Origin of the sequence: Sphingopyxis sp. DBS4 (assembly GCF_024628865.1) — a bacterium.
In the GTDB taxonomy this organism is placed as follows: Bacteria; Pseudomonadota; Alphaproteobacteria; order Sphingomonadales; family Sphingomonadaceae; genus Sphingopyxis.
Genome location: NZ_CP102384.1, coordinates 3774644 through 3796570, shown reverse-complemented (window position 1 = coordinate 3796570; position 21927 = coordinate 3774644). Strand labels below are relative to the sequence as shown.

The following is a 21927-nucleotide window of genomic DNA, read 5'->3' as shown; positions in this document are numbered from 1 at the left end:
GTCTCTTTCGAACGACCCTGTCAGCGGCCCTTGTGGCACAAAGCGGGTGCTTCTGCCAACATCGCCGCGTCAGCGGGACTGGCGGCGGCCGCCTTTTTGCTCCATCCCTCGCCCGCGGCGGACGCGGCGGCGGCGCTGATCGCCAGCAAGGTCAAATGCTTACGCTCGCTTCCGATCAGTTCGGCAATCCGCGCCGCGCCGCGCGCGGAATGTGCCATCAGCACCGCCGGCGCGGCGACGAGCGCGTCCCAGCCGGGCGGCGGCGAGGTCGGATCGACCGCATAGACCGGAAGCGGGGCGATCGCGATTCCCGCAGCATCGAAGGTCGAGCGGTCGCGCCCGCAAAGCCAGAGCAGTCGCGCAGGCCCTTGTGGCGCCATGGCGTCGACGAGCCCCTGCCCGTCGCCGGGCCCGGTGACAGCGACGGTCAGCCCCGCGGCGCGCGCGGCCGCCGCCGTTGCCTCGCCCACCGCCCAGACTGGCAGCACCGCCAGCGCCGCCAAACCCGCTCCGCCGAGCCGAGCTGCCTGCGCGCTCGTTAGCAGCAGCGCGTCGAACGCGGCGGGGTCGGGCGGCGACCAGGCCAGCGCGCGCGCCGCGAACAGCGGCATATGGCGTGCATCGAGGCCAGCAGCTTGCGCCCGCGCGACGGTCGCCGCGCCGCCGGGGTCGGCGCGCGTGACAACGAGCGGCAGATCGCCGATCATGCCGTGAACAGACGTCGCACCGCTTCGGGCGCGTCCCCGAGCAGCCGGTGCGCGAGCGCCTCGGCGTCGGCTTCGCCGGTCACGATCGCATGGCCCGCGACATGCTCCGCGCCGTCCTCCGAATAGATTTCGACGTCGAGTCGCAGGCTGCCGTCTTCCCGCCAGTGTGCGTGCGCGGCGACGGGCGAGCGGCAATCGCCGCCGAGCGCAGCAAGCAAGGCGCGTTCGGCCATCACCGCTCGGTGCGTCGGGCCATGATCGACCGCCGCCAGCAGCGCCAGCGTCGCGGCATCGTCGGCGCGCGCCTCGATGCCGATCGCGCCCTGCGACGCCGCCGGAAGCAGCAGGCCGATCGGTTGCGCCCGCCCGATATCGTGCATCGCGAGCCGTTCGAGCCCGGCCGCGGCGAGCAAGGTCGCATCGGCGTCGCCGGCGGCGAGCTTGGCAAGCCGCGTCTGGACATTGCCGCGCAGCAGCACCGGGACGAGATCGGGGCGGATGCGCTTTACCTGCGCGGCGCGACGCGGGCTGCTCGTTCCCAGTCGTGCGCCGCGCGGCAGGTCGGCAATCGTCGTCGCCTCCACCCCCTCGCGCAGCACCAGCCGGTCGCGCGGGTCGGCGCGTTCGAGCATCGCCCCCAATGCAAAGCGCGGATCGCGCAGCGTCTCGACATCCTTCAGGCTATGCACCGCCATATCGATCGCCCCGGCATCGAGCGCCGCGTCGAGTTCGCGCGTCCACAGCGCCTTGCCGCCGACCTCGGCCAGTGCGCGGTCCTGAATGCGATCGCCGGTGGCGGTCATCGGCACGATTTCGAGCGCTTCGGGCGCCAGATCATGCGCTTTTGCCAGCGCGGCGGCCGCCAGATGCGCCTGTGCCATCGCCAGCGGCGAGGCGCGGGTGCCGATGCGGAGCGGGTTTGCGGGGGTGGGAAGCGGGATCGAGGCCATGCGCGCCTGCTAGGGCTTTGCAGGGACAAAGGGAAGAAGAGGGATTCGCGCAGATGCCGCAGAGCGCGCAGAGAAGAAAGAAAGGTAGTTCACGCGGAGACGCCGAGACGCGGAGAAGGCCGCGCTCCACCGCGAAGCGGCCTTCCATCTCCGACGCGGCTCCGAAACGCGACGTCCTTGGGCAAGAGGCCTGTCGGCCCGATATTCTTTCTTCTCCGCGTCTCCGCGTCTCCGCGCGAACAAAATCTCTGCGGTCTCTGCGCGAATCTCCTCCGACACCGCCGCTTGCCCCCCGCCCCTGCGCGCCTGTATGGGCGCATCCTATATGCCTCTCATCCTCGGCCTCGAATCGAGCTGCGACGAAACCGCAGCGGCGCTCGTCGACAGCGAACGGCGCATTCTCGCGCACCGCGTCGCAGGGCAGGAGGCCGAACATCAGCCCTATGGCGGCGTCGTTCCGGAAATCGCGGCGCGCGCGCATGTCGACCGGCTCGCGCCGCTCGTCGAGGGCGTGCTTGCCGATGCGGGCATGTCGCTCGCCGATGTCGACGCGGTGGCCGCGACCGCGGGGCCGGGGCTGATCGGCGGGGTGATGGTCGGGCTCGTTACGGGCAAGGCGCTCGCGCATGCGGCGGGCAAGCCGCTGATCGCGGTCAACCATCTCGAAGGTCATGCGCTGAGCCCGCGACTCGCCGACCCCGATCTGCAATTTCCCTATCTGCTGCTGCTCGTCTCGGGCGGTCATTGCCAATTGCTGCGCGTCGAGGGCGTCGGCGCCTATCGCCGCCTTGCGACGACGATCGACGACGCCGCAGGCGAAGCCTTCGACAAGACCGCGAAGCTGCTGGGCCTCGGCTATCCCGGCGGCCCGGCGGTCGAGCGCGTCGCCAAGGACGGCGATCCGCGTGCGGTGCCGCTCCCGCGCCCACTCGTCGGCAGCGCCGAGCCGCATTTCTCCTTCGCCGGGCTGAAGAGCGCGGTCGCGCGGGCCGCCGCTTCGGGCGAGCATGGCGTCGCCGACCTCGCCGCCTCCTTCCAGCAGGCGGTGGTCGACTGCCTCGTCGATCGCAGCCGCATCGCGCTCGCCGCCTGCCCCGATGCCACGGCTTTCGTCGTCGCGGGCGGGGTGGCTGCGAACGGCGCGATTCGCGGCGCGCTGACCGATCTCGCCGCGCACTTCGACAAGCCCTTCGTCGCGCCGCCGCTGTGGCTCTGCACCGACAATGGCGCGATGATCGCCTGGGCGGGCGCCGAGCGTTTCGCGGCGGGGCTGACCGACCCGCTCGACACCGCGGCGAGACCGCGCTGGCCGCTCGACCCCGAAGCCGAGGCGGTGCGTGGCGCCGGAGTGAAAGCATGACGTCATATCATCGTTTCGGGGTGGTCGGCGGCGGCGCCTGGGGCACCGCGCTCGCGCAACTGCTGGCCGCCGAGGGCGCGCCGGTGCGCCTCTGGGCGCGCGAGGAAGAGGTGGTCGCGGCGATCAATGCCGAACATCGTAACCCGCTTTTCCTGCCCGACGCCAAGCTGTCGCCTTCGCTCGCCGCGACCGGCGCGCTCGCGGATCTTGCGGCATGCGACGCGCTGCTCGTCGTCGTCCCGGTGCCCTTTCTGCGCGCGGTGCTGGCCGACCTGCCCGCCGGCGATGCGCCGCTGATCTTTTGCAGCAAGGGCATGGAGGCGGGGAGCTTCGCTTTCCCGATCGACATCGCGCGCGATATCTGTCCCGGCCGACCGCTGGCGGTGCTGTCGGGTCCGACCTTCGCGCACGAAGTCGCCGCCGGCCTGCCCACCGCGATCACCCTCGCCGCCGCGGACGCCGCGACCGCCGAAGCGCTGGCGCAGGCGCTCGCCCGCCCGCATTTCCGCCCTTACGTGTCGACCGACATGATCGGCGCCGAGATCGGCGGCGCGGTCAAGAATATCCTCGCGATCGCCTGCGGCATCGTCGACGGCGCCGGGCTGGGGCTCAACGCGCGCGCGGCGCTGATCAGCCGCGGCTTCGCCGAGATGACGCGCTTCGGCCTGGCGCGCGGCGCCGAGGCCGAAACGCTCGCGGGGCTGGCCGGGCTCGGCGACCTCGTGCTCACCTGCACCTCGTCCAACTCGCGCAATTTCGCGCTGGGGCAAGGGCTCGGGCGCGGCGCCGAGGCGGCCGCACTGATGGCCGACCGCCGCACCGTCGCCGAAGGCGCGTTCAGCGCCCCGGTGATCGCCGCCGCCGCCCGCGCCGACGGGATCGAGATGCCGATCACCGACGCGGTCGCGCGGCTCGTTGCTGGCGAGATTCGCGCGGGCGAGGCCATTCAGGCTCTGCTCAGCCGCCCGCTCCGATCCGAGGGGCGATGACCAGCCTATCGCAATTGCCTGCCTCCCCCACCCGCGCTAGACTGATGGACGGGGAACAGCAGAAGGGGCGCAGGGCTTGAGCCAGACGGACAGCGCAGCCGCGCGCAGCCCCGCATCCGCCGAGTCTGCGCTGCCCCCGGAGCAGGCCGACGCCGACACCGCCGCGCTCGCCAAGGGCGGGCGCACCAATTTCCTCGGCTTCATCATGCGCCTCGTCGCGCGCCTGCCCTTTCTCTATTTCGCGGGGCGCTGGTACGGACCCGAAGCGGTCGGGCGCTTCGCCTTTGCGGTGCTCGTCATCGAGCTCGTCGCGCAGCTTGCGACGCTCGGCCTCAAGCGCGGTCTTGCCGAGCAATTGAGCGCCGAGGGGGCCGATCATCGCCACGTCGTGTGGGACGGCATGTTCGTCGCCTTCCTCGCCTCGGCGATCGGATCAGCAATCCTGCTGTTGCTGCCGCAGATCATGTTTCCGGCGGGGGACATCGACAGCACCGATCGCTGGATGGCGCTGCTCGTCTTCGCGATCGCGGGCACCGACGTCGCGCTCGCCGCCTGCGCCTATCGTTTCGACATCGGCGCGACGGTGCGCGCGCGGGCCATCGTCGAGCCGTGGGTGATCAGCATCGCTGCCGCCGGTTTCTGGTTCGTATCGCCGCGCGACGGGCTGATGCTCTCCTATGCGGCGGCGATGGTCGGTGCCTTTCTGACTGCGCTGATCCCGATGATCCGCCACTATGGCGGTCCCGGCGTCTGGCGGCCGCAGCCGTCGCACCTGATCATGGTCGCGCGCCGCAACGCGCCGCTCGCCGCCGCCGACGCGATCGAATGGGGGACGCGCCGTCTCGACCTGTTCATCCTCGGCCAGTTCACTTCGCCGACGATCTACGGCATCTATTATATGGCGCAACAGGTCGCGTCGCTGCCGCAAAAGCTCAAGACCAGTTTCGAACCGATCCTCGGCCCGGTGATCACGCGCAACCTCGCCGAGCATAAATTCGCCGCCGTCGCCGCGCAGGTCAGCCAGGTGGGTTTCTGGATCATCGCCGCGCAGGCGGGGATCGCGCTTGCGCTCGGCATTCCGGGCGAGGCGGTAATGGGCCTCGTCGGTCCGCAGTTCGTCGGCGGCGCGGGGGCGCTCGCCTTCCTGCTCGCGGCCGAGGTCGTCGCGGCGACCGCCGTGGTCAGCGAAGCCGCGCTCGTCTATGTCGCGCGCCACCGCAACCTGCTCATCAGCCTCGCGACGCTCGCGCTGCAGGCGGTGCTCAGCGTCGCGCTGATCCTCGTCGCGCGGTCGATGGGGCTCGACCCGATCACTTATGCCGCGGCGGTCGCGCTGGCGCTGATGCTCGCGCTCGGTTTCGCCTCGCTGGTCAAGGCGCGGCTGCTCGCGCATGTCCTCGGCGCGCCGGTGAACAGCCTGCGCTGGGCGCTCGTCTGGGCGACGGCGGGCGCCGCGGTGCTCGGCTGGGGAGCGACAAAGCTTCCCGAATGGGCCGAGTTGCTCGTCGGCGTTCCCGTCATCCTCGGCATTTACGCCTGGCTGATCTGGACGCGCGGCTTTGGCCCCGCCGACCGCGCACTGTTCCGCAAACATCCGGAGGCGGCGGAACCCGCCGCCTGATGGTCACTTCTTCGGCTGTGTCCCCGCGAAGGCGGGGACCCATCTCCGGCCGGTTCCATCTTGCACCAACCGGAGATGGACCCCCGCCTTCGCGGGGAACATGATCATGATATGCGGAGGATCAGCTCAGCCGTTCGGCGATTTTCGCCTCGAGGTCGGTTTGCGCACGCGGGCCGACCTGTGCGATGATCTCGCGCGCGCAGACCGCGCCCATCGTCAGGCAGTCGGCGATGCTGCGTCCCTGCGCCTGTCCCGACAGGAAACCGGCGGCGAACAGGTCGCCCGCGCCGGTGGTGTCGACGACATGATCGATCGGCTCGGCCGTAACCGCGGTGCGCTCGCCGTTCGTCACCGCGACGGCGCCCTTTTCGCTGCGCGTCACGACGAGCAGCGGCACACCGGCCGCGACGCTCGCCAGCGCGGTCTCGAAATCCGCCTCCTGCGCGAGTTCGAGCAGTTCCGCCTCGTTCGCGAACAGGATGTCGATTTCGCGCGCCGCGATCATGCGCCGGAAATCCTCGCCGTGCGCCGCGATGACGAAGGTGTCGGACAGGGTGAAAGCGACGCGGCGGCCCGCCGCACGCGCCAGCCCGATCGCTTCGGCCATTGCCGCGCGCGAAGCGTCGGCATTCCACAAATAGCCTTCGAGATAAAGGATGTCGGCATCGGCGATCAGCGCCGGGGCGAGCGATTCGCGGCCCAGATTCTGCGACGCGCCGAGAAAGGTGTTCATCGTCCGCTGCCCGTCGGGCGTGACGAAGATCAGGCAGCGCGCGGTTGGGTCGCCTTCGGCGAGCGGCGGCGTCTCGAAGGCGACGCCCAGCGACGTCAGGTCGTGGGTGAAGACCTGGCCGAGCTGGTCGTCGGCGACCTGGCCGATGAAGGCGCAGCGCCGGCCGAGCGCCGCCATCCCGGCGAGGGTGTTCGCCGCCGAGCCGCCCGACATCTCGACCGCGGGGCCCATCGCCGCATAGAGCCGCGCCGCTTCCCCGGCGTCGATCAGCCGCATCGACCCTTTGGCCAGCCCCTCGGCCTCGATCAGCGCGTCGTCGGCGCGGGCAATCACGTCGACGATCGCGTTGCCAATCGCAACGACATCGAAACGGGCGGTGGCGGCCATGAAAATTCCTGTTCTGTAGGGAAAGCTGCGCGCGCCTTTACGGGGCGCGGAACGCCAAGGCAAGCGCGACGCTTGACGCGTGGCCTGTCGCCGCGCCATCCCCGGCGCATGGCCCGCGCCGTCCACGCCCTGCTACTCGCGCTCCGTGACCTGCCGCATCCGCGCGTGTTGCGAGTGCTGGCGGCCAGCCTCGCGCTGACGCTGCTGATTTTCGTCGTCACCGGCGGTGCGATCTTCTTCGCCGCGCGCTGGGCGCTCGATCATTGGAATTGGCTCGACGGCGCCACGCTCGACATGGCGGGCGTGCTCGTCGTGCTGCTGTTGATCGCGGCAAGCTGGTTGCTGTTCCGCGCGGTCGCGATCCTTGTCGTCGGCCTGTTCGCCGACGGCATCGTCGCCGATGTCGAGGGGCGCCACTATCCCGCCGCCGCGGCGCGCGCGGTACCGGTCAGCTTCGCCCGGAGCCTGCGCCTCGGCCTCGCCTCGGTCGGCCGGCTGATCGCGGTGAACCTGGTCGCGCTGCCGCTCTATATATCCCTGCTGTTCACCGCGGTCGGCGCGCCTCTGCTCGCCTTCGTCCTCAATGCGGCGCTGCTCGGCCGCGATCTCGAAGCGATGATTCTCGCGCGCCACCCGAATCGGCCGCGTCTCGGTCGCGCCACGCGCTGGTCGCTCGGCGCACTGTCCGCCGCAAGCTTTCTGGTGCCCGTCGCCAATCTGTTGGCCCCCATCGTCGGCGCAGCTATGGCCGTTCATCTGTTGCATCTGCGGGATGGGGAAGAATGACGAGACATATCAGGCTGATCGCCGTCGCGATGCTCGCCGCCACGCTTGGCGGCTGCGCTGCGACCGCCGTGCCGCGCCCGGCCCAGCCCACCGCGCGGCCCGCGCCGCCGCCGACGGCGCCGCGCATCACCCAGAACAACAGCCTGGTCGGGCATGACGCCAGTGCCGCGCTGTCGCTGTTCGGCAAGCCGCGGCTCGACGTCAAGGAAGGCATGGGCCGCAAGCTGCAATTCGCCGGGTCGCCCTGCATCCTCGATATCTATTATTACGCGCCAAAGCAGGGCGCCGAGCCGGTCGCCACCTATGTCGACGCGCGCACCCCCGATGGGCGCGACGCCAATGTCGACAGCTGCATCACGGCGTTGCGGCGATAGGGGACTGCGTCATGGCGTCAGTTCGGCGAGCGCCCATGCCGCCGCGTCGGCGACCATCGGCGATTCGTCGCCGGTCAGTTCTTCCAGCCGCCGGGCAAACGTCCTATCGCCGCTGTTTCCCGCCGCGATCGCCGCGTTGCGCACCATGCGGTTGCGGCCGATGCGCTTGATCGGCGACCCTGCAAACACCTGACGAAAGCCCGCATCGTCGAGCGCGAGCAGGTCGGCGAGCGACGGCGCCGCCAGTTCGGCGCGCGGCAGGAAGGCGCGGTGGCGCGCGGCGGTATCGGCGAACTTGTTCCACGGGCAGACCGCAAGGCAATCGTCGCAGCCATAGATGCGATTGCCGATCGCGCGGCGCAGCTCGACCGGGATCGGTCCGTCATGCTCGATGGTGAGATAGGAGATGCAGCGCCGCGCATCGACGCGGTAGGGCGCGGGAAAGGCCTGCGTCGGGCAGGCGTCCTGGCACGCGGTGCAACTGCCGCAACGATCGCGCGCACCGGCCGACGGCACGAGGTCGAGCGTCGTGTAGATTGCCCCCAGGAACAGCCAGCTGCCATGTTCGCGGCTGACCATATTGCTGTGCTTGCCCTGCCAGCCGAGCCCGGCGGCGGCGGCGAGCGGCTTTTCCATCACCGGCGCGGTGTCGACGAACACCTTGACCTCGGCCCCCGGCGCCTCGGCGACGAGCCAGCGCGCGACCGCCTTCAGCGACCGCTTGACGACGTCATGATAATCGGCGCCCTGCGCATAGACCGAAATGCGGCCGCGATCGGGGACGCCCGCCAGCGCTAGCGGATCCTGCGCGGGCGCATAGCTCATGCCGAGCGCGATCACCGAGCGGACCTCGGGCCACAACCCCTGCGGCGACCCGCGCTGCGCGGCGCGACTTTCCATCCAGATCATGTCGCCGTGGCACCCCTCAGTAAGCCACTGGTTCAGCCGCGCCGCGGTTTCAGGGGCGGCGTCGGCGCGCGCGATCCCGAACGCCGCAAAGCCATGCTCGCGCGCCACGGCTTCCAATCGCTCCTCCAGCGTGTCGTCAAGGGGGGGCAAGGCTTCGGCAACCATTGGCGCTCTATACGCGACCGTCGCCTTCGTGCCATAGTCCGGTGAAACCGCATGTCAGGGACCAGCATTTGACCGAGTATAGCGTCGAGGCGACCGGCCTCACCAAATATTTCGACAGCTTCAAGGCAGTCGACCATGTGTCGCTGCAAGTTCCCGCGGGATGCATTTACGGCGTGCTCGGCCCCAATGGCGCGGGCAAGACGACCAGCCTGCGCATGATGCTGGGTATCGTCGATCCCGACGAGGGAACGAGCCGGCTGCTCGGCGGCCACCGGCCGCAGGCGGTGCGCCACCGCATCGGCTATCTTCCCGAGGAGCGCGGGCTTTATCCCGGGATGAAGGCGCGCGAGGCGATCGCCTTCATGGGCGCGCTGCGCGGGCTCGACTGGTCCGAAGGGCGGCGGCGCGCCGCGACCTTCATGACCGAACTCGGGCTCGAGCGCGTGATCGACGAGAAAATCCGCAAGATGTCGAAGGGCATGGCGCAGATGGTTCAGCTCATCGGATCGATCGTTCATGCACCCGACCTGATCGTTCTCGACGAGCCTTTTTCGGGGCTCGACCCGGTCAATCAGGAGCGGCTCGAAACGCTCGTCCGGCGCGAACAGGGGCGCGGCGCGACGATCCTCTTTTCGACCCATGTCATGGCCCATGCCGAGCGCCTCTGCGACCGGCTGGCGATCATCGCGCGTTCGGCCCGCCGCTTCGAGGGAACGGTCGACGACGCGCGCGCGCTGCTGCCGATGCAGGTGCGCTATACCCCGCGCGACGGCAGCGACACGGTCGCCGCGCTGCTTCCCGCCGGCGCCGAACGCCGCGGCGAAGCCTGGCATTTCGCGATCGAGGACAGCGCGGTCGAGCCTTTGCTCGCGCGCATCACCGCCGGCGGCCACGGCGTCGCGGGCCTGTCGATCGCGCGTCCGGCGCTGCACGACGCTTTCGTCCACATCGTCCGCCAGGTCGACGCCAGTTTCGACGGCGACCCCGAAGAAGGCGCGATCGAGGAGGACGCGGCATGACTCCTTTCCTTCGCAATCTGCTCGTCATCGCGCGCCGCGACTTTCTGGCGATCGTCGCGACGCCGACCTTCCTGCTCTTCCTGCTCGCGCCTTTGTTCATGGTCGGCATGGCGCTGGCGGGGGGCATGGGGGCCTCGCAGCTCGCCGACAGCGCGCGCGGCGCGGGCCGCATCGTCGTCATCGCCGATGCCGCCGACGTCGAGGCGCTGCGCGCCGCCGACAAGAATCTGCGCGCCGCGATGCCGCGCGAACCGGCGACGCTCGAAGTCCGTCTCGCGAGCGCGGCGCTCGATCCCGTCGCGGTGGCGCGCGAGAAAGGCAGCGACACTTATGCGGTAATGAGCGGCCCGCTGACCGCGCCGCATATCGTCGAGCGCGAGGCGGGAAGCAGCGCCGGCCGCTATCTCGCACTGATCGCGGGCGACGCGGTGCGTGGCCGCGCCGCCGGCGCGCCACCGCCGATCACGCCGCATTTCGAGGCGCTCACTCGCGGCGGGACAAGCATCGCGGCGCAGCAGTCGCTGGGATTCGGCGCGGTGTTCATCATCTTCCTCGTCACCCTGCTGCTCGCCGGCCAGACGGTGAGTTCGCTCGCCGAGGAGAAAGGCAACAAGGTGATCGAGATTCTCGCCGCCGCGGTGCCGCTCGAAAGCGTGTTCCTCGGCAAGCTGCTCGGTTTTCTCGGCGTCGCGATCCTGTTCATCGCCTTCTGGCTCGTCGTTGCGCTCGTCGGCGGTTTCGTCGCGGCGACCCTGCTCGATCCCGCCGCCATCGCCGCCGCGGGCAAGCCCGCCGCCGCACTCGCGGTCGCCCCGGCGAGCGGCTGGCCGTTCTTCATCGGGGTCGGCTTTGCCTATTTCGTCATGGCCTTCCTGCTTTTGGGCGCGGTGTTCCTCGGCGTCGGAGCGCAGGCGGGGACGGTGCGCGAGATTCAGATGCTCAGCCTGCCGATCACCATCTTTCAGGTCGGCATGTTCAGCCTGTCGGCCGCCGCAGCGAGCGCGCCGGGCTCGCGCCTCGCGACCTTCGCGCAGATATTCCCCTTCTCCTCGCCCTTCGCGATGGCGGCGCGGGCCGCGACCGACGAAGGCCACGGCATCCACCTGCTCGCGCTCGGCTGGCAAGCGATCTGGGTCGCGCTGGTGGTCTATCTGTCGGTTCGCCTCTTTCGCGCAGGCGTGCTGAGCGGCGGCAGCGGCTGGAAATTCTGGAAGCGGAAGCGGGCCTGAGCATCTGGGATCGGCGAAGGCGGCTAGCAACCGATTGCGGACATAAGCAGCATCGTCACCCCGGACTTGATCCGGGGTCCATTCACGCAGCGCCGAGAGAATGGATTCCGGATCAAGTCCGGGGTGACGAAGATGGGGGATGTCGTCTTCACTCCAAAGCCGACGAGGCCCCGCATTGACAAAGCTGTAAATAGTGGCATTCTGCAACGGAATCGGCCGCACGAGACGGCCCCGAGAGGAGTGCTCCCATGGCTACCGTGATTCGCCAAGACCCCGACATCGCCGATCCCCTCGACGTCAGCCGCGCCGAATTGTGGCGCGAGGATCGCTGGCAGGAACCGATGCGGCAGCTCCGCGCCGAATCGCCGATCCATTATTGCGAGGATTCGAAATTCGGCCCCTATTGGTCGGTGACGACCTACAAGCCGATCCAGCATATCGAGGCGCTGCCCAAGATATTCTCGTCGAGCTGGGAATATGGCGGGATCACCGTCGCCGGCGACGGGATCGAGCATCTGCAGGAAGGCGATGTGCCGATGCCGATGTTCATCGCGATGGACCCGCCGCAGCATACCGCGCAGCGCCGCACCGTCGCCCCCGCCTTCGGCCCGTCCGAGATCGAGCGGATGCGCGCCGACACGCAAGCGCGCACCGCGGCGCTGATCGACACGCTGCCGGTCGGCAAGCCCTTCGACTGGGTCGAGAAAGTGTCGATCGAGCTGACCACCGACATGCTCGCGATCCTCTTCGATTTTCCGTGGGAGGACCGCCACAATCTGACCCGCTGGTCCGACGCGCTCGGCGACATCGAAAGCTTCAACACCGTCGAGGAGCGCCACGCCCGCCTCGCCACCGCGTTCGAGATGGGCGGCGCCTTCAAGCAATTGTGGGATCGCAAGGCGCAGAACCCCGGCACCCATGACCTGATTTCGATCATGCTCCAGTCCGACGCGATGAAGCATATGAGCGAGAATGAGTTCATGGGGAATCTCATCCTGCTCATCGTCGGCGGCAACGACACGACGCGCAATTCGATGTCGGCCTATGCCTATGGCCTCCACTGCTTCCCCGAGGAGCGCGCGAAGCTGGAGGCGAACCACGATCCCGACCTCGCGGTCAACGCGATGCACGAGATCATCCGCTGGCAGACCCCTCTCGCGCACATGCGGCGCACCGCGCTCGAGGATACCGAACTGTTCGGCCACCAGATCAGGAAGCGCGACAAGCTCGCCCTCTGGTATGCGTCGGCAAACCGCGACGAGGAGATTTTCCCCGATGGCGACCGGATCATCGTCGACCGCGAGAATGCTCGCCGCCACCTCGCCTTCGGCTATGGCATCCACCGTTGCGTCGGCGCGCGCGTCGCCGAGCTGCAGCTCACGACGCTGATCTCCGAAATGCAGAAGCGGCGCCTGCGCGTGAACGTGCTGGCCGAGCCCGAGCGCGTCAACGCCTGTTTCGTCCACGGCTATCGCCACATGCAGGTCGAGCTGGAGCAATATTGACGCGATATTGACTTGGGACCGTAACCGGGCGCAGATTCGGTGCGAACAAGAGGGCATGAGGACGCCCGACATGATCGAACGCCGCTATCTTCTTTCCGGTCTCGCACTCGGCGGCGCGATGATCGCCGCGCCGATGCTGTTCGCCAAGCCCGGCAAGCGCCCGCTCGCCGAACCCGGCTGGCGATTGTCCGACGCCGAATGGCAAAAGCGGCTGACCGCGATGCAATATAAGGTGCTGCGCCAGGCGGCGACCGAGCGCGCTTTCACCAACCCGCTCAACAACGAGCATCGCGCCGGGATTTTCGCCTGCGCCGGCTGCGCGCTGCCGCTCTATTCGAGCAAGACCAAGTTCGAGAGCGGCACCGGTTGGCCGAGTTTCTGGGCGCCGCTGAAAGGTGCGGTGGCGACCTCGACCGACCATGAGATCGGCGTGGCGCGCACCGAAGTCCATTGCCGCCGCTGCGGCGGGCACCTCGGTCATGTCTTCGACGACGGGCCGAAACCGACCGGCAAACGCTATTGCATGAACGGCGCCGCGCTGCGCTTCACCCCCGCCTGATCAATCCACCGGCCTGACCCGCCACACCGCAAGGCCGCTGTCGCCGGGCAAGGCCACGCGTTCGAGCCAGCCGGGCGGCGTTCCGGCATAGAGGCGCGCCGCGAGCGACGCCTTGCTCACGCGGCGATATTGCGAAAAATCGTCGGCGCCTGGGCAATAGACGATCAGCGTCGCCTTCTGCTTGCGCACCAGCGCCTCGGCCTTTGCCGGATCGCCGATGAATATGCGCAGCGTATCCGCCATCGCCTCGCGGTTGCGGTGATGCGGCGTCGCCACCACCGAATGATGCGTCCAGAAGATCAAAGGCGCGCCGAGATCGATCGGGGTCAGCAGCACCGTCGCGGGCAGGCGGTCGAGCGCAGCGACGGTCGCGGGATCGATGCAGGTCCGCTCCGCGACGCTTTTCTGGATCTCTTTCCGGTCGGCCTTGACCGCCGGAAAGGCGAGGCCGGCGATCGCCACGACCGCTATGCCGCCCAGCAGCGGCAGCGTCAGCGCCGCCGCCGCCGACACGGCAACGCGCGGCACCGGGGCGGTGATCGACCGCGCGCGCGTCCAGATGCGCAGCCCCAGCCAGGCAGAGCCTGGCAGCGCGAACAGTTGCGCGGTGCCCGCGGCGCGCAGCACAAGCAGCGACAGCGCCGCTGCGGCGAACAGCGCGGCGATGACGGTCGCCCAGTTCCGCCGGTCGTCGGCGCGCTCGCAGGACCGCCACGCAAGCCATGACCCGACCAGGCCGACGAGCGACGGGGCGATGACGAGCAGCATGGTGGTCGCCGACGAGGCCCACACCGGCTGGCCTTCGAGAACGTTGCGATACCAATATTGGACGACGATCGGGTCGAGCGTCGCGAACGGCCCCGCGGCGCACAGCGGCTCGACCGCCACCAGCGTTCCGGCGGCGAGCGCCGCCGCGCCGCCGAGCGCGGCGAAGCGGATCGAGCGCCGCGCCGGAGCGGCCCGGCCGATCGCGAAAATCGCGGCGGCGGCAACCGCAAAGGCGGCGATATAGGGCGCCGACAACGAATCGCACCAATGGCCCGCGAGCCCGGCGGGGCCGCGCGTCAGAAACTGGAAGAAAGCCGCCCCCCCCGCGAGCCCGCCCATATAGCCGGCGAGCCGCGCCCGATCGTCGGCGCGCGCATGCAGCGCCCAGCGCAGCGCGGCGAGCGCCGCGAAGAGCGCGGCGATGGGCAACCCCTCGATCGAGATGGCGAGCAGCGCCGCGGCGCTCAACCCGGCGATCACTCCCGCGCGGCCGCTCGCGGGCCGCAGCGCCTGTCCCATGATCAGCATCGCGAAGAAAATCTGCCAGCCATGATGATCGACCCTGAGCGGGCGAAGCTGGATCACGATGAAAGCGGCCGCGACGAGATAGAGCGGCACGACATAGGCAATCCGGCGGTCGGACAAATGCCGATAGCCGCGCACGCACGCGACACTGAGCGCCGCGCCGAGCAGCGGCGGCCACAGGGTCATCACCACCTGCTCGGCCAGCGGCTGGCCGAGCAGCGGCTTCAAAAGCAGAATTCCGAATGCCAGCGGCGCGTCGACGATGCGCGACCAGTGCATCAGCACGCCGCCGCCAGCGGGATTGACGCGATATTGGGTGAGATCCCACCAGCCCTGTCCGGCAAGCAGGTCGCGGACCTGCGCCATTCGCATCGCATCGTCGGTGTCGCTGAGTTCGAGCGTCGCGATCGCATGCCAGCGCGCAACGATCGCGATCAGACTCATCGCCGCCCAGACGATCAGCGCGATCCGGACCGGCGTCAGCCAGGAGCTGAAGCCTTTGTCCGCCGCCTTGGATGCGGGCGGCGCCGCGTCGGTCATGCCACGGCGGCCCGGAAAACGATGTGGCGGCGCAGCAGATAGGTCGCCTGGAAACTGACGACGATCGCCGCCAGCTTCGCCAGCCGCGGATCGAGCCCGAGCGCGGTGCCGACACCGACGATCGCGGTCGTAAGCGCCAGCCCGATCAGCGCCGATCCGATGAACAGCAGTTTCTGCCGATGCCGCTCCCCGGTGCCGCGCGCCGCCGCGCCGTCGGCGAAAACGAGCCGGCTCGAAACGAGCCAGTGGACAAGGATGCCGGCGCAATAGCCGATCGCAGACGCGATCATCGGCGTCAGCCCGGCGCCCATCAGCAGCAGGAACAGCCCGGCATCGCTGCCGAGCGCCAGGCCGCTGGCGAGCAGATAGTTCAGCCAGCGCGCTTCGCCGCGTCGAACCAGGTCGATCAGGCGGATGACGGGGTTCCGCATCGCTTCGACGCCCTCGGCCATGGCTCAGGCCGCCTTGGCGACGCGGGTAGGAACCTCGCGAACCGACGCAAGCGCCGCCTGCTCGCCCTCGCTGCCGCTTTCGTGATATTCGGCGTCCTCGTTGACACCCCAAATGTCATAGATCCGCTGGCCGGCGACGATGTTGCGCACCGTCAGCATCGCGGTCATCATCGCATGATCCTGGTTGTTGTAGCGGTGCATCCCGTTGCGCCCGACCATGTGCAGGCTCGGATAGCGCGTTTCGAGTTCCCCGCGCATCGTCGCGACATGCGCGGCATAATCGTCGTCATAGACCGGATAGGCCTTTTCCTGCCGCACCACCGCGCCGCCGACGACATCGTTCGGATCGCAGAGGCCGAGGATCGCCATTTCCTTCGTCGCCAGCGCGACCAGATCCGCGTCGCTCGATGACCAGAGCCCGTCGCCCTCGAAGCAGAAATATTCGAGGCCGACGCAGGCGATCGCCGGATCGGGCACCATTTCGGGCGACCAGCTGCGGAAATTCTGCACCCGGCCGACCTGCACCTTGCTGTCGTGGATATAGATCCAGTTGTCGGGAAACAGATCCTCCGAGCGGATCTTGAGCGCGACGGTCAGGAAGTCGCGATAATTGAGTTTCGGCGCCGCGGTGAGCGCACAGGCGGGCAGCGGATGGATGCGCGCCGCGAGTTCGCGCATCGGTGCCGAGCTGATTACATGCGCGGCGTCGATCACGACATCGCCGTCGGGCCCGTTCGCGGTCAGCCGCCAGCGGCCGCTGACCTGATCCTGCGTGAGCTGCTTGAAACCATGTCCCATCAGCACATGGTTGCCGCCCGCCACGACCTTGTCGCGCGCCGCCTCCCACATCATCCCCGGCCCGAGCCGCGGATAGCGGAAGGTTTCGAGCAGGGTCTTGGTCGCCATGCCGTCGTTCGGCGCCTTGTTGAGCCCGAGGCTGCGCTTCAGCCCGTCGAGCACCGCGGCGCCGAGCGAGAGCCCCTTGATGCGTTGCGCCGCCCAGTCGGCCGACATTTCGTCGCACGGCATCCCCCACACCTTTTCGGTATAGGTCTTGAAGAAGATCGAATAGAGTTTCCGCCCGAACTGGTTGATCGTCCAGTCCTCGAAACTGCGTACCCGGCGGTTCGGCAGCAGCTTGGCCTTGGCATAGCTTGCCATGCACAGGGTCGAGCGGATGATGCCGAGGTTCCACAGCGCCTCGAACGCGCGCAGCGGATAGGAGTAGAATTTGCCCTCATAATAAATGCGGCTCATCCGCGGGCGCTGGATGAAATCGTCGGGCAATATCTCGTTCCACAGATCGACGACTTCCTGGCTTTTCGAGAAAAAGCGGTGGCCGCCGATGTCGAAGCGGAAGCCCTCATGTTCGACGGTGCGGCTGATGCCGCCGACATAGACAGGATCTTTTTCGATCACCGTCACCTTGTACCCCTGCCTGGTCAGCAGATAGGCGGCGGTCAGCCCCGCCGGGCCGGCACCGACAATGGCAACGTCGGCGCTCGTCGGCCGGTTGTTCGACATTTGGGCATTGGTCACTGGAATAGTCCCCCACAGGCAAGTTCCATCGCTGTGCCCAAACATGGCTAAGAAGTGGTTAATCCGAAGGAGAAGTCGCCCCGGCAGCCCGGAAATTCAGATGTCGCCGGCCTTTCGGCGGATCGTCCGCATCCAGCGCTGGCGCAGCGCCGCGGGCCGTTCGCCGTGGCGATCGTCGAGGAAAGTTGCGGCGGCGACGCGATCGGCGCGGAAATGCCGGAAATCGCCGCGCAGCTCGCACCAGGCGGCCAGCGTCCGCCGGTCGTTGAAATAGCCGATGACGATCGGCCAGATCACCCGCTCGCTCGCCGCCCCGCTTTCGTCGCGATAGGCAAGCCGGATCTTGCGCCCTTCGCGGATCCACCGCCGCGTGCGGGCGATGTCGATGCCGTCGGCGAGCTGAGCGTGCGGCCGACCGGTGCCCGTCGTCGGTTCGGCCAGAATCGGGCGCAGCTCGTCGGGTATCGCGGCGGCAATCTTGGCGATCAGGTCGCGCGCGGCGTTGGCGAGCGCCGGATCGCCGCGCCCCGCGACCCATTGCGCGCCGAGCACCGCCGCCTCGATCTCGTCGGCGGTCAGCATCAGCGGCGGCATGTCATATCCCGCGCCGAGAACATAGCCGAACCCGGCCTCGCCCTGGATCGGCACGCGCTGACCGATCAGGTCGGCGACGTCGCGATAGACGGTGCGCACCGACACCTCGAGCTCTCCCGCCATTTCGCGCGCGGTGACCGGGCGCGACGAGCGGCGCAGCAACTGGATGATCTGGAACAGCCGGTCGGCTCGCCGCACGATTCGGACCTCCCCATTTCCTGCTGACAATATGCTGTCAGTAGACCTGTCCTACAGATGCTGCGCGGCGGACGGCAAGCCCGGCCGCCATCTTCAAAGGAGATTTTCGATGATCACTCTCTATCACGCGCCGCAAAGCCGCTCGACGCGCATCATCGGCCTGCTCGAAGAACTCGGCGAGCCCTATGCGATCCATCCGGTGTCGATCTTCCGCCCGATGACCGGAGAGGGTAAGGGCGATCCCGCCAATCCGCATCCCGACAAGCGGGTTCCGGCGATCGAGCATGACGGCCAGCTTCTCGCCGAATCGGTCGCGATTGTCCTCTATCTCTGCGACGGTTTCGCCGAAAAGGGTCTCGCACCGCAGCCCGGCGATGCCCGCCGCGGCGCCTATCTGACCTGGCTCGCCTGGTATGCGGCCGAGCTCGAACCCGCGATGTTCGCGGGATTCGCGGGCGAACTCGACGCCTCGCCGCTCAAGCGGCGTGCCTATGACGCCGTGCTGCACCGCGTCGAAACCGCGCTCACCCGCGGTCCCTATCTGCTCGGCGATGCCTATTCGGCCGCCGATTTTCTCGTCGCCAGCGCGCTCGCCTTCGGCCGCAGCGTCTTTCCCGAGAGCGATGCGATCGACGCCTATATCGCGCGCTGCAACGAACGGCCGGCGATCCGGCGCGGCCAGGCGCTCGACACGGCGTCGGGCGTGCAGCGCCTCGCCGCCTGATCGCGCGGCTCGGCGCGACGAAACGCCCACCGCGAAGGTCGAACCGAGCGAGACGGGCCGCCGGTTCAGCGGGGCGCCAGCTTCGCATCCTAGGATGGCATCGGGACCGAAACAGTTGGAACGAACCATGATCTGGATGAAGAAACTGGCGCTCACCGCGCTGATCGGCGTCAGCGCCGTCGCCGCCCTGCCGGCCGAGGCCGACGCCCGCGACCGGCATCACCGCCATTACAGCTATCGCGACCGCGACCATGATCGCTATCGCGATTATCGGCGGGATTATCGCCGCGACTATCGGCGCAGCCATTATCGCGACCGCTCTTATTGCCGCCGCGGCAGCGGGACGACCGGGCTGATCGTCGGCGGGGCCGCCGGCGCGCTCCTCGGCCGCGAAGTCGACCGCTACGGCGACCGCACGCCGGGGACGATCATCGGCGGCGCGGCAGGCGCGCTGATCGGGCGCGAAATCGGCCGCGGCGGCCGCTGCTAGGACGCGGTCACGACGGCCCGCCGGTGTCCTCCGCCGGCGGACCGCGGGCGCTGTTGCCTTCGCCGGACGCCGTCGCCCCGGCCGCCAGCGCCCGCTCGATCGGCCTCAGCGCCACGGTGCCAAGCTTGACGCGCGGCGCCGCCTTGCCGGGCGCGGCACCGATCGCCAGCGCGGGATCGAGACGCAACGCCGTCGCGGACGCCTTTGCCGGACGGACCGTGTAGCGACCGTAAGCCACGCTTTCGAAAAGATAATAGCCGTCGAACTCGGTCAGCGTCGTCGCGCGCACGCGCCCCTCGGCATCGACGAGTTCGAGCGCGAGCCCTTCGATCGGATTGCCGCCGGCGCGGATCATCACCCCCTCGATCTCGCCCGCCGCGGTCATCGGCAGCAGGACGCGCGTCGCGACCCCGGGACGCGGCGTGACGACGACGCCGGGCAGCGCGGGCTGGACATAGGGATCGGGCAGGCTGCCCGCGTCGATGCCGATCATCACCGGGCGAAAGGGTTCGAGCCCGTCGATCGTCGCCCGACCGCTCGCGTCGGTCGATGTTTCGACCAGCGCGTTGCCGGCAGTCAGCGGCACACCCTTCAGCGCCGCCTCGCCCGGCTGGCGGATGCCGTCGCCATTGTCGTCCATGAAAATTTCGGCGCTCACCTGGCCGCGCCCGCCGAGTTTCTCGCTCGATATACGCCAGCCGCCGCCCGCGGGCTTCGGCCCGAAGCTGAAGGCGAGCGACAGCGACGCCGCGACCGAGCCATCGGTCGCTACTTCGCCGAAACCGCTAAGCTGCAACGTCTTGAAACGGCGCGTATATCCTAGCCCCGCGCGGCCACGCGCGAGCCCCTGGTCATAGCCGAACTCGGCGCGCCATTCGGCGTCACCCTTCCCCGCCCATTCGCCGACGACGGCAAACCGCGTGTCGGCCTCCTGCCCCGACAAGGCGAAGCGCGCCTCGCCGCGCAGGCGGACGCGCCCGATCCGGGCGTTGGCGAGCAAGGTCGCGGTCAGATTGTCGGGTGGGTCGGACCCGCCGGGCGCTTTCGTGTGACTCCAGTCGATCTGTCCGGTGAAGGTCAGCGCGCGGAAGCTCAGTGACGTGCGGCCCGATGCCTGCAGGTTCGACGCGCCAGAGGCACGGTCGATTTGCGCGAGGTCGACATGCAGCGGCACCACCGTCCGCCCGAGCTTGACCGCCTGATCGACCGAGAGCGAATAAAGCCCGGTAATTCCGCCGACGAAGCGGTCGGAAACGAAGCCGTCCCAACCGCGCATCGCATCGGCGCGGACATTGGTTTCGCCGAACGCCGCAAGCCAGCTTGCGCGCAGCGCTTTCCCCCCGTCATCGGAGTAGCTTCCCGCGACCTCGAGCAGCGACGGGCCGATCGAGCGGCGCACCGCCGCCTCGCCATAAGTGCGGCGGATGTTCTCGATCATCAGGCTGTGAAAATAGGCCGCGATCGAGGTGCGCGTATCGAGCCCCCGCTCGATCCCGGCGGTGCCGCGCCAGCCGCGCCGGAACGCACCGCCGTGCCGGGCGAATTCGATCAGGTCGGTATCTTCCTGCGCGACGCCCGCCCAGTACCAGGTCTGCTGCGGCGGAATCGAGTCGATCCCGACCTGCAACTGCCTGATTTCGCGCCTGATCTGGCCTTGCGGCCCGTATAGCACGATCTCGAAGCGGTTCGCGCCATATTGCAGCGGGACGTCGAGGAACTCGTAGCGGCCGTCGCCGTTCGGACTCGTGAAGGCGAGCAATTGCCCGTTGCGATAGAGTTCGGCATCCCACCCGGCAGGGAGGTCGCCGCGAAAGCTCGTCTTGTCGAAGCTGTCGGGGCGCTCGACCGGACGGTTGGTGATCACTGCGCCGCGCCCGGGCGCGCTCTGCGCGACCAGTCCCGTCGACAGCAGACTGACGTCGCCGACCGCATAATGCGTCGCGTGCAGCGGGCCGAGCAGCCGCCCCTCGGGATCGGTGCGATAGAGGCGCATCCGCAAACTGTCGGGAACGCCCTTGTCGTCCGACGACAGCCGCGCGTCGAAACTCTGCCCGAGCGCTTCACCCGCGGCGAAAATCTCGTAGCGCGCCTGCGCATAGGAGCCGCCCTTCCGGTCCGACACCGCTCCCGCCGAGGCGACGACGTCGACCGACGGCGTCGCCCACGCCTGATAGGGTCGCGTCGCCTGCGGCAGGCTCGCAAGGTCGAACGACGCTTGCGGACGCAGCCCCGCCGCGCGCGCACGCCGCTCGGCCGCGAGCTGAAAGGGCAGCTTTTCCTTGGCGTCGATCCGCAGCACCGCGTTTGACAGGTCGGCGGTGATCGGCACGCCGAGCCATTGGTTGAGCCGGTCCAGATCGACGCACCAGCCCGCCGACGTGTCGCGGATCGCGGTCGCGCCGATCGTGTAGCTCTGGCTGCCGACGCGCACCTGCCCCACCTCGCGGTCGATAAGCAAGGTGCGGCGCTCGTCGAACACCCAGCCGGTTGCGCGGCGCAACTTCCTGTCGACGCGCACCGCGAGGTCGAGCGCGAGCACCATATCGCCCAGGTCGACGCAAATCCCCTGCGGCGTCTGATACCCGCGCACCCCGTCGCCGAGCCGATACTGGCCCGAGCGCAGGTCGAACAGCCAGCGGTCGTCCTCGTTCGGCCGCCAATCGTCGGCGGTGACGGAGACGGGCTTTTCTTCAAAAGCCGCCGCACCGGCCGGGGCAAGCCCGACCAGCGTCAACCCGGCGGCAAGCACCGGAAGCCATCGCAGGAGCGCCGCGCGGAGCATCGCCCGCCCGCGGTCTTCGCGC

The 21927-nt window shown here is 68.9% G+C and carries 20 protein-coding genes; 11 read left to right on the top strand and 9 right to left on the bottom strand.

Annotated features, from left to right (window positions below; translation table 11 throughout):
- Positions 1–20: 20 nt before the first annotated feature.
- Entirely contained in the window at positions 21–707 is a 687-nt protein-coding gene (locus tag NP825_RS18290; protein ID WP_257546303.1) for a uroporphyrinogen-III synthase, read from the bottom strand.
- The gene (gene hemC, locus NP825_RS18285; RefSeq protein ID WP_257546301.1) at positions 704–1657 is read right to left on the bottom strand and encodes a hydroxymethylbilane synthase; all 954 of its coding nucleotides are present in this window, start codon (positions 1655–1657) and stop codon (positions 704–706) included. Before hemC ends, NP825_RS18290 begins: the two co-directional genes overlap by 4 nt.
- Before the next feature lie 325 nt (positions 1658–1982).
- Between hemC and tsaD the strand changes: the two genes are divergently transcribed.
- The 3 genes from tsaD to NP825_RS18270 all read left to right on the top strand — a co-directional run bounded on the left by tsaD (position 1983) and on the right by NP825_RS18270 (position 5627).
- Entirely contained in the window at positions 1983–3017 is a 1035-nt protein-coding gene (gene tsaD, locus NP825_RS18280) for a tRNA (adenosine(37)-N6)-threonylcarbamoyltransferase complex transferase subunit TsaD (RefSeq protein WP_257546298.1), read from the top strand.
- Positions 3014–4006: an NAD(P)H-dependent glycerol-3-phosphate dehydrogenase gene (locus tag NP825_RS18275; RefSeq protein ID WP_257546296.1), complete on the top strand. Its 993-nt coding sequence runs from the start codon at positions 3014–3016 to the stop codon at positions 4004–4006. Before tsaD ends, NP825_RS18275 begins: the two co-directional genes overlap by 4 nt.
- Before the next feature lie 76 nt (positions 4007–4082).
- Positions 4083–5627, top strand: a complete 1545-nt coding sequence (locus tag NP825_RS18270; protein WP_257546294.1) for a lipopolysaccharide biosynthesis protein — start codon at positions 4083–4085, stop codon at positions 5625–5627.
- A gap of 121 nt (positions 5628–5748) precedes the next feature.
- Here the strand turns inward: NP825_RS18270 and NP825_RS18265 are convergent, their stop codons facing one another.
- Positions 5749–6747 carry an adenosine kinase gene (locus tag NP825_RS18265; protein ID WP_257546292.1) on the bottom strand — a complete coding sequence of 333 codons (999 nt, stop codon included), beginning with the start codon at positions 6745–6747 and terminating at the stop codon, positions 5749–5751.
- A 108-nt stretch (positions 6748–6855) separates the two neighbouring features.
- Between NP825_RS18265 and NP825_RS18260 the strand changes: the two genes are divergently transcribed.
- Together NP825_RS18260 and NP825_RS18255 are read left to right on the top strand one after the other, a co-directional pair.
- Positions 6856–7533, top strand: coding sequence for an EI24 domain-containing protein (locus tag NP825_RS18260; protein ID WP_257546290.1), 678 nt, complete (start codon positions 6856–6858; stop codon positions 7531–7533).
- A complete protein-coding gene (locus NP825_RS18255) occupies positions 7530–7907 on the top strand; it encodes a hypothetical protein (protein ID WP_257546288.1) in 378 nt (125 codons plus the stop codon). The genes NP825_RS18260 and NP825_RS18255 overlap by 4 nt, the downstream gene beginning before the upstream one ends.
- Before the next feature lie 9 nt (positions 7908–7916).
- On the opposite strand, the gene queG is transcribed toward NP825_RS18255, so the two are convergent.
- Complete coding sequence (gene queG, locus NP825_RS18250) at positions 7917–8981, bottom strand: tRNA epoxyqueuosine(34) reductase QueG (protein WP_257546286.1); 1065 nt, start codon at positions 8979–8981, stop codon at positions 7917–7919.
- 68 nt (positions 8982–9049) lie between these two features.
- On the opposite strand from queG, the gene NP825_RS18245 reads away from it, so the two are divergent.
- The 4 genes from NP825_RS18245 to msrB all read left to right on the top strand — a co-directional run bounded on the left by NP825_RS18245 (position 9050) and on the right by msrB (position 13293).
- On the top strand, positions 9050–10000 hold the full coding sequence (locus NP825_RS18245; RefSeq protein ID WP_257546283.1) for an ABC transporter ATP-binding protein: 951 nt from the start codon (positions 9050–9052) through the stop codon (positions 9998–10000).
- The gene (locus NP825_RS18240) at positions 9997–11229 is read left to right on the top strand and encodes an ABC transporter permease (protein WP_257546281.1); all 1233 of its coding nucleotides are present in this window, start codon (positions 9997–9999) and stop codon (positions 11227–11229) included. The genes NP825_RS18245 and NP825_RS18240 overlap by 4 nt, the downstream gene beginning before the upstream one ends.
- Before the next feature lie 248 nt (positions 11230–11477).
- Entirely contained in the window at positions 11478–12734 is a 1257-nt protein-coding gene (locus NP825_RS18235) for a cytochrome P450 (RefSeq protein WP_257546279.1), read from the top strand.
- A gap of 70 nt (positions 12735–12804) precedes the next feature.
- The gene (gene msrB / locus NP825_RS18230; protein ID WP_257546277.1) at positions 12805–13293 is read left to right on the top strand and encodes a peptide-methionine (R)-S-oxide reductase MsrB; all 489 of its coding nucleotides are present in this window, start codon (positions 12805–12807) and stop codon (positions 13291–13293) included.
- Here msrB and NP825_RS18225 read toward each other — a convergent pair whose 3' ends face one another.
- The 4 genes from NP825_RS18225 to NP825_RS18210 all read right to left on the bottom strand — a co-directional run bounded on the left by NP825_RS18225 (position 13294) and on the right by NP825_RS18210 (position 17909).
- Positions 13294–15126 carry a hypothetical protein gene (locus NP825_RS18225; RefSeq protein ID WP_257546275.1) on the bottom strand — a complete coding sequence of 611 codons (1833 nt, stop codon included), beginning with the start codon at positions 15124–15126 and terminating at the stop codon, positions 13294–13296.
- Positions 15123–15578 carry a GtrA family protein gene (locus tag NP825_RS18220; RefSeq protein WP_257546273.1) on the bottom strand — a complete coding sequence of 152 codons (456 nt, stop codon included), beginning with the start codon at positions 15576–15578 and terminating at the stop codon, positions 15123–15125. Before NP825_RS18220 ends, NP825_RS18225 begins: the two co-directional genes overlap by 4 nt.
- 3 nt (positions 15579–15581) lie before the next feature.
- Positions 15582–17102 (bottom strand): NAD(P)/FAD-dependent oxidoreductase, encoded by a 1521-nt coding sequence (locus tag NP825_RS18215; RefSeq protein WP_257551535.1) that lies wholly within the window; start codon positions 17100–17102, stop codon positions 15582–15584.
- A 111-nt stretch (positions 17103–17213) separates the two neighbouring features.
- Complete coding sequence (locus NP825_RS18210; protein ID WP_257546271.1) at positions 17214–17909, bottom strand: YafY family protein; 696 nt, start codon at positions 17907–17909, stop codon at positions 17214–17216.
- 109 nt (positions 17910–18018) lie between these two features.
- Between NP825_RS18210 and NP825_RS18205 the strand changes: the two genes are divergently transcribed.
- Both NP825_RS18205 and NP825_RS18200 read left to right on the top strand, forming a co-directional pair.
- Positions 18019–18633 carry a glutathione S-transferase family protein gene (locus NP825_RS18205; RefSeq protein ID WP_257546269.1) on the top strand — a complete coding sequence of 205 codons (615 nt, stop codon included), beginning with the start codon at positions 18019–18021 and terminating at the stop codon, positions 18631–18633.
- 127 nt (positions 18634–18760) lie between these two features.
- Positions 18761–19123 carry a glycine zipper 2TM domain-containing protein gene (locus tag NP825_RS18200; RefSeq protein WP_374046506.1) on the top strand — a complete coding sequence of 121 codons (363 nt, stop codon included), beginning with the start codon at positions 18761–18763 and terminating at the stop codon, positions 19121–19123.
- 7 nt (positions 19124–19130) lie between these two features.
- Here NP825_RS18200 and NP825_RS18195 read toward each other — a convergent pair whose 3' ends face one another.
- Entirely contained in the window at positions 19131–21905 is a 2775-nt protein-coding gene (locus tag NP825_RS18195) for a collagen binding domain-containing protein (RefSeq protein ID WP_257546267.1), read from the bottom strand.
- Positions 21906–21927 lie beyond the last annotated feature (22 nt).

Coding starts and splice junctions, on each gene's coding strand:
- NP825_RS18265 (WP_257546292.1), bottom strand. CDS start 6,747: ATGGCCGCCACCGCCCGTTTCGATGTCGTTGCGATTGGCAACGCGATC.
- queG (WP_257546286.1), bottom strand. CDS start 8,981: ATGGTTGCCGAAGCCTTGCCCCCCCTTGACGACACGCTGGAGGAGCGA.
- NP825_RS18205 (WP_257546269.1), top strand. CDS start 18,019: ATGATCACTCTCTATCACGCGCCGCAAAGCCGCTCGACGCGCATCATC.
- NP825_RS18275 (WP_257546296.1), top strand. CDS start 3,014: ATGACGTCATATCATCGTTTCGGGGTGGTCGGCGGCGGCGCCTGGGGC.
- NP825_RS18240 (WP_257546281.1), top strand. CDS start 9,997: ATGACTCCTTTCCTTCGCAATCTGCTCGTCATCGCGCGCCGCGACTTT.
- hemC (WP_257546301.1), bottom strand. CDS start 1,657: ATGGCCTCGATCCCGCTTCCCACCCCCGCAAACCCGCTCCGCATCGGC.
- NP825_RS18225 (WP_257546275.1), bottom strand. CDS start 15,126: ATGACCGACGCGGCGCCGCCCGCATCCAAGGCGGCGGACAAAGGCTTC.
- NP825_RS18260 (WP_257546290.1), top strand. CDS start 6,856: ATGGCCCGCGCCGTCCACGCCCTGCTACTCGCGCTCCGTGACCTGCCG.
- NP825_RS18195 (WP_257546267.1), bottom strand. CDS start 21,905: ATGCTCCGCGCGGCGCTCCTGCGATGGCTTCCGGTGCTTGCCGCCGGG.
- NP825_RS18220 (WP_257546273.1), bottom strand. CDS start 15,578: ATGGCCGAGGGCGTCGAAGCGATGCGGAACCCCGTCATCCGCCTGATC.
- NP825_RS18290 (WP_257546303.1), bottom strand. CDS start 707: ATGATCGGCGATCTGCCGCTCGTTGTCACGCGCGCCGACCCCGGCGGC.
- tsaD (WP_257546298.1), top strand. CDS start 1,983: ATGCCTCTCATCCTCGGCCTCGAATCGAGCTGCGACGAAACCGCAGCG.
- NP825_RS18235 (WP_257546279.1), top strand. CDS start 11,478: ATGGCTACCGTGATTCGCCAAGACCCCGACATCGCCGATCCCCTCGAC.
- NP825_RS18200 (WP_374046506.1), top strand. CDS start 18,761: ATGATCTGGATGAAGAAACTGGCGCTCACCGCGCTGATCGGCGTCAGC.
- msrB (WP_257546277.1), top strand. CDS start 12,805: ATGATCGAACGCCGCTATCTTCTTTCCGGTCTCGCACTCGGCGGCGCG.
- NP825_RS18215 (WP_257551535.1), bottom strand. CDS start 17,102: ATGTCGAACAACCGGCCGACGAGCGCCGACGTTGCCATTGTCGGTGCC.
- NP825_RS18255 (WP_257546288.1), top strand. CDS start 7,530: ATGACGAGACATATCAGGCTGATCGCCGTCGCGATGCTCGCCGCCACG.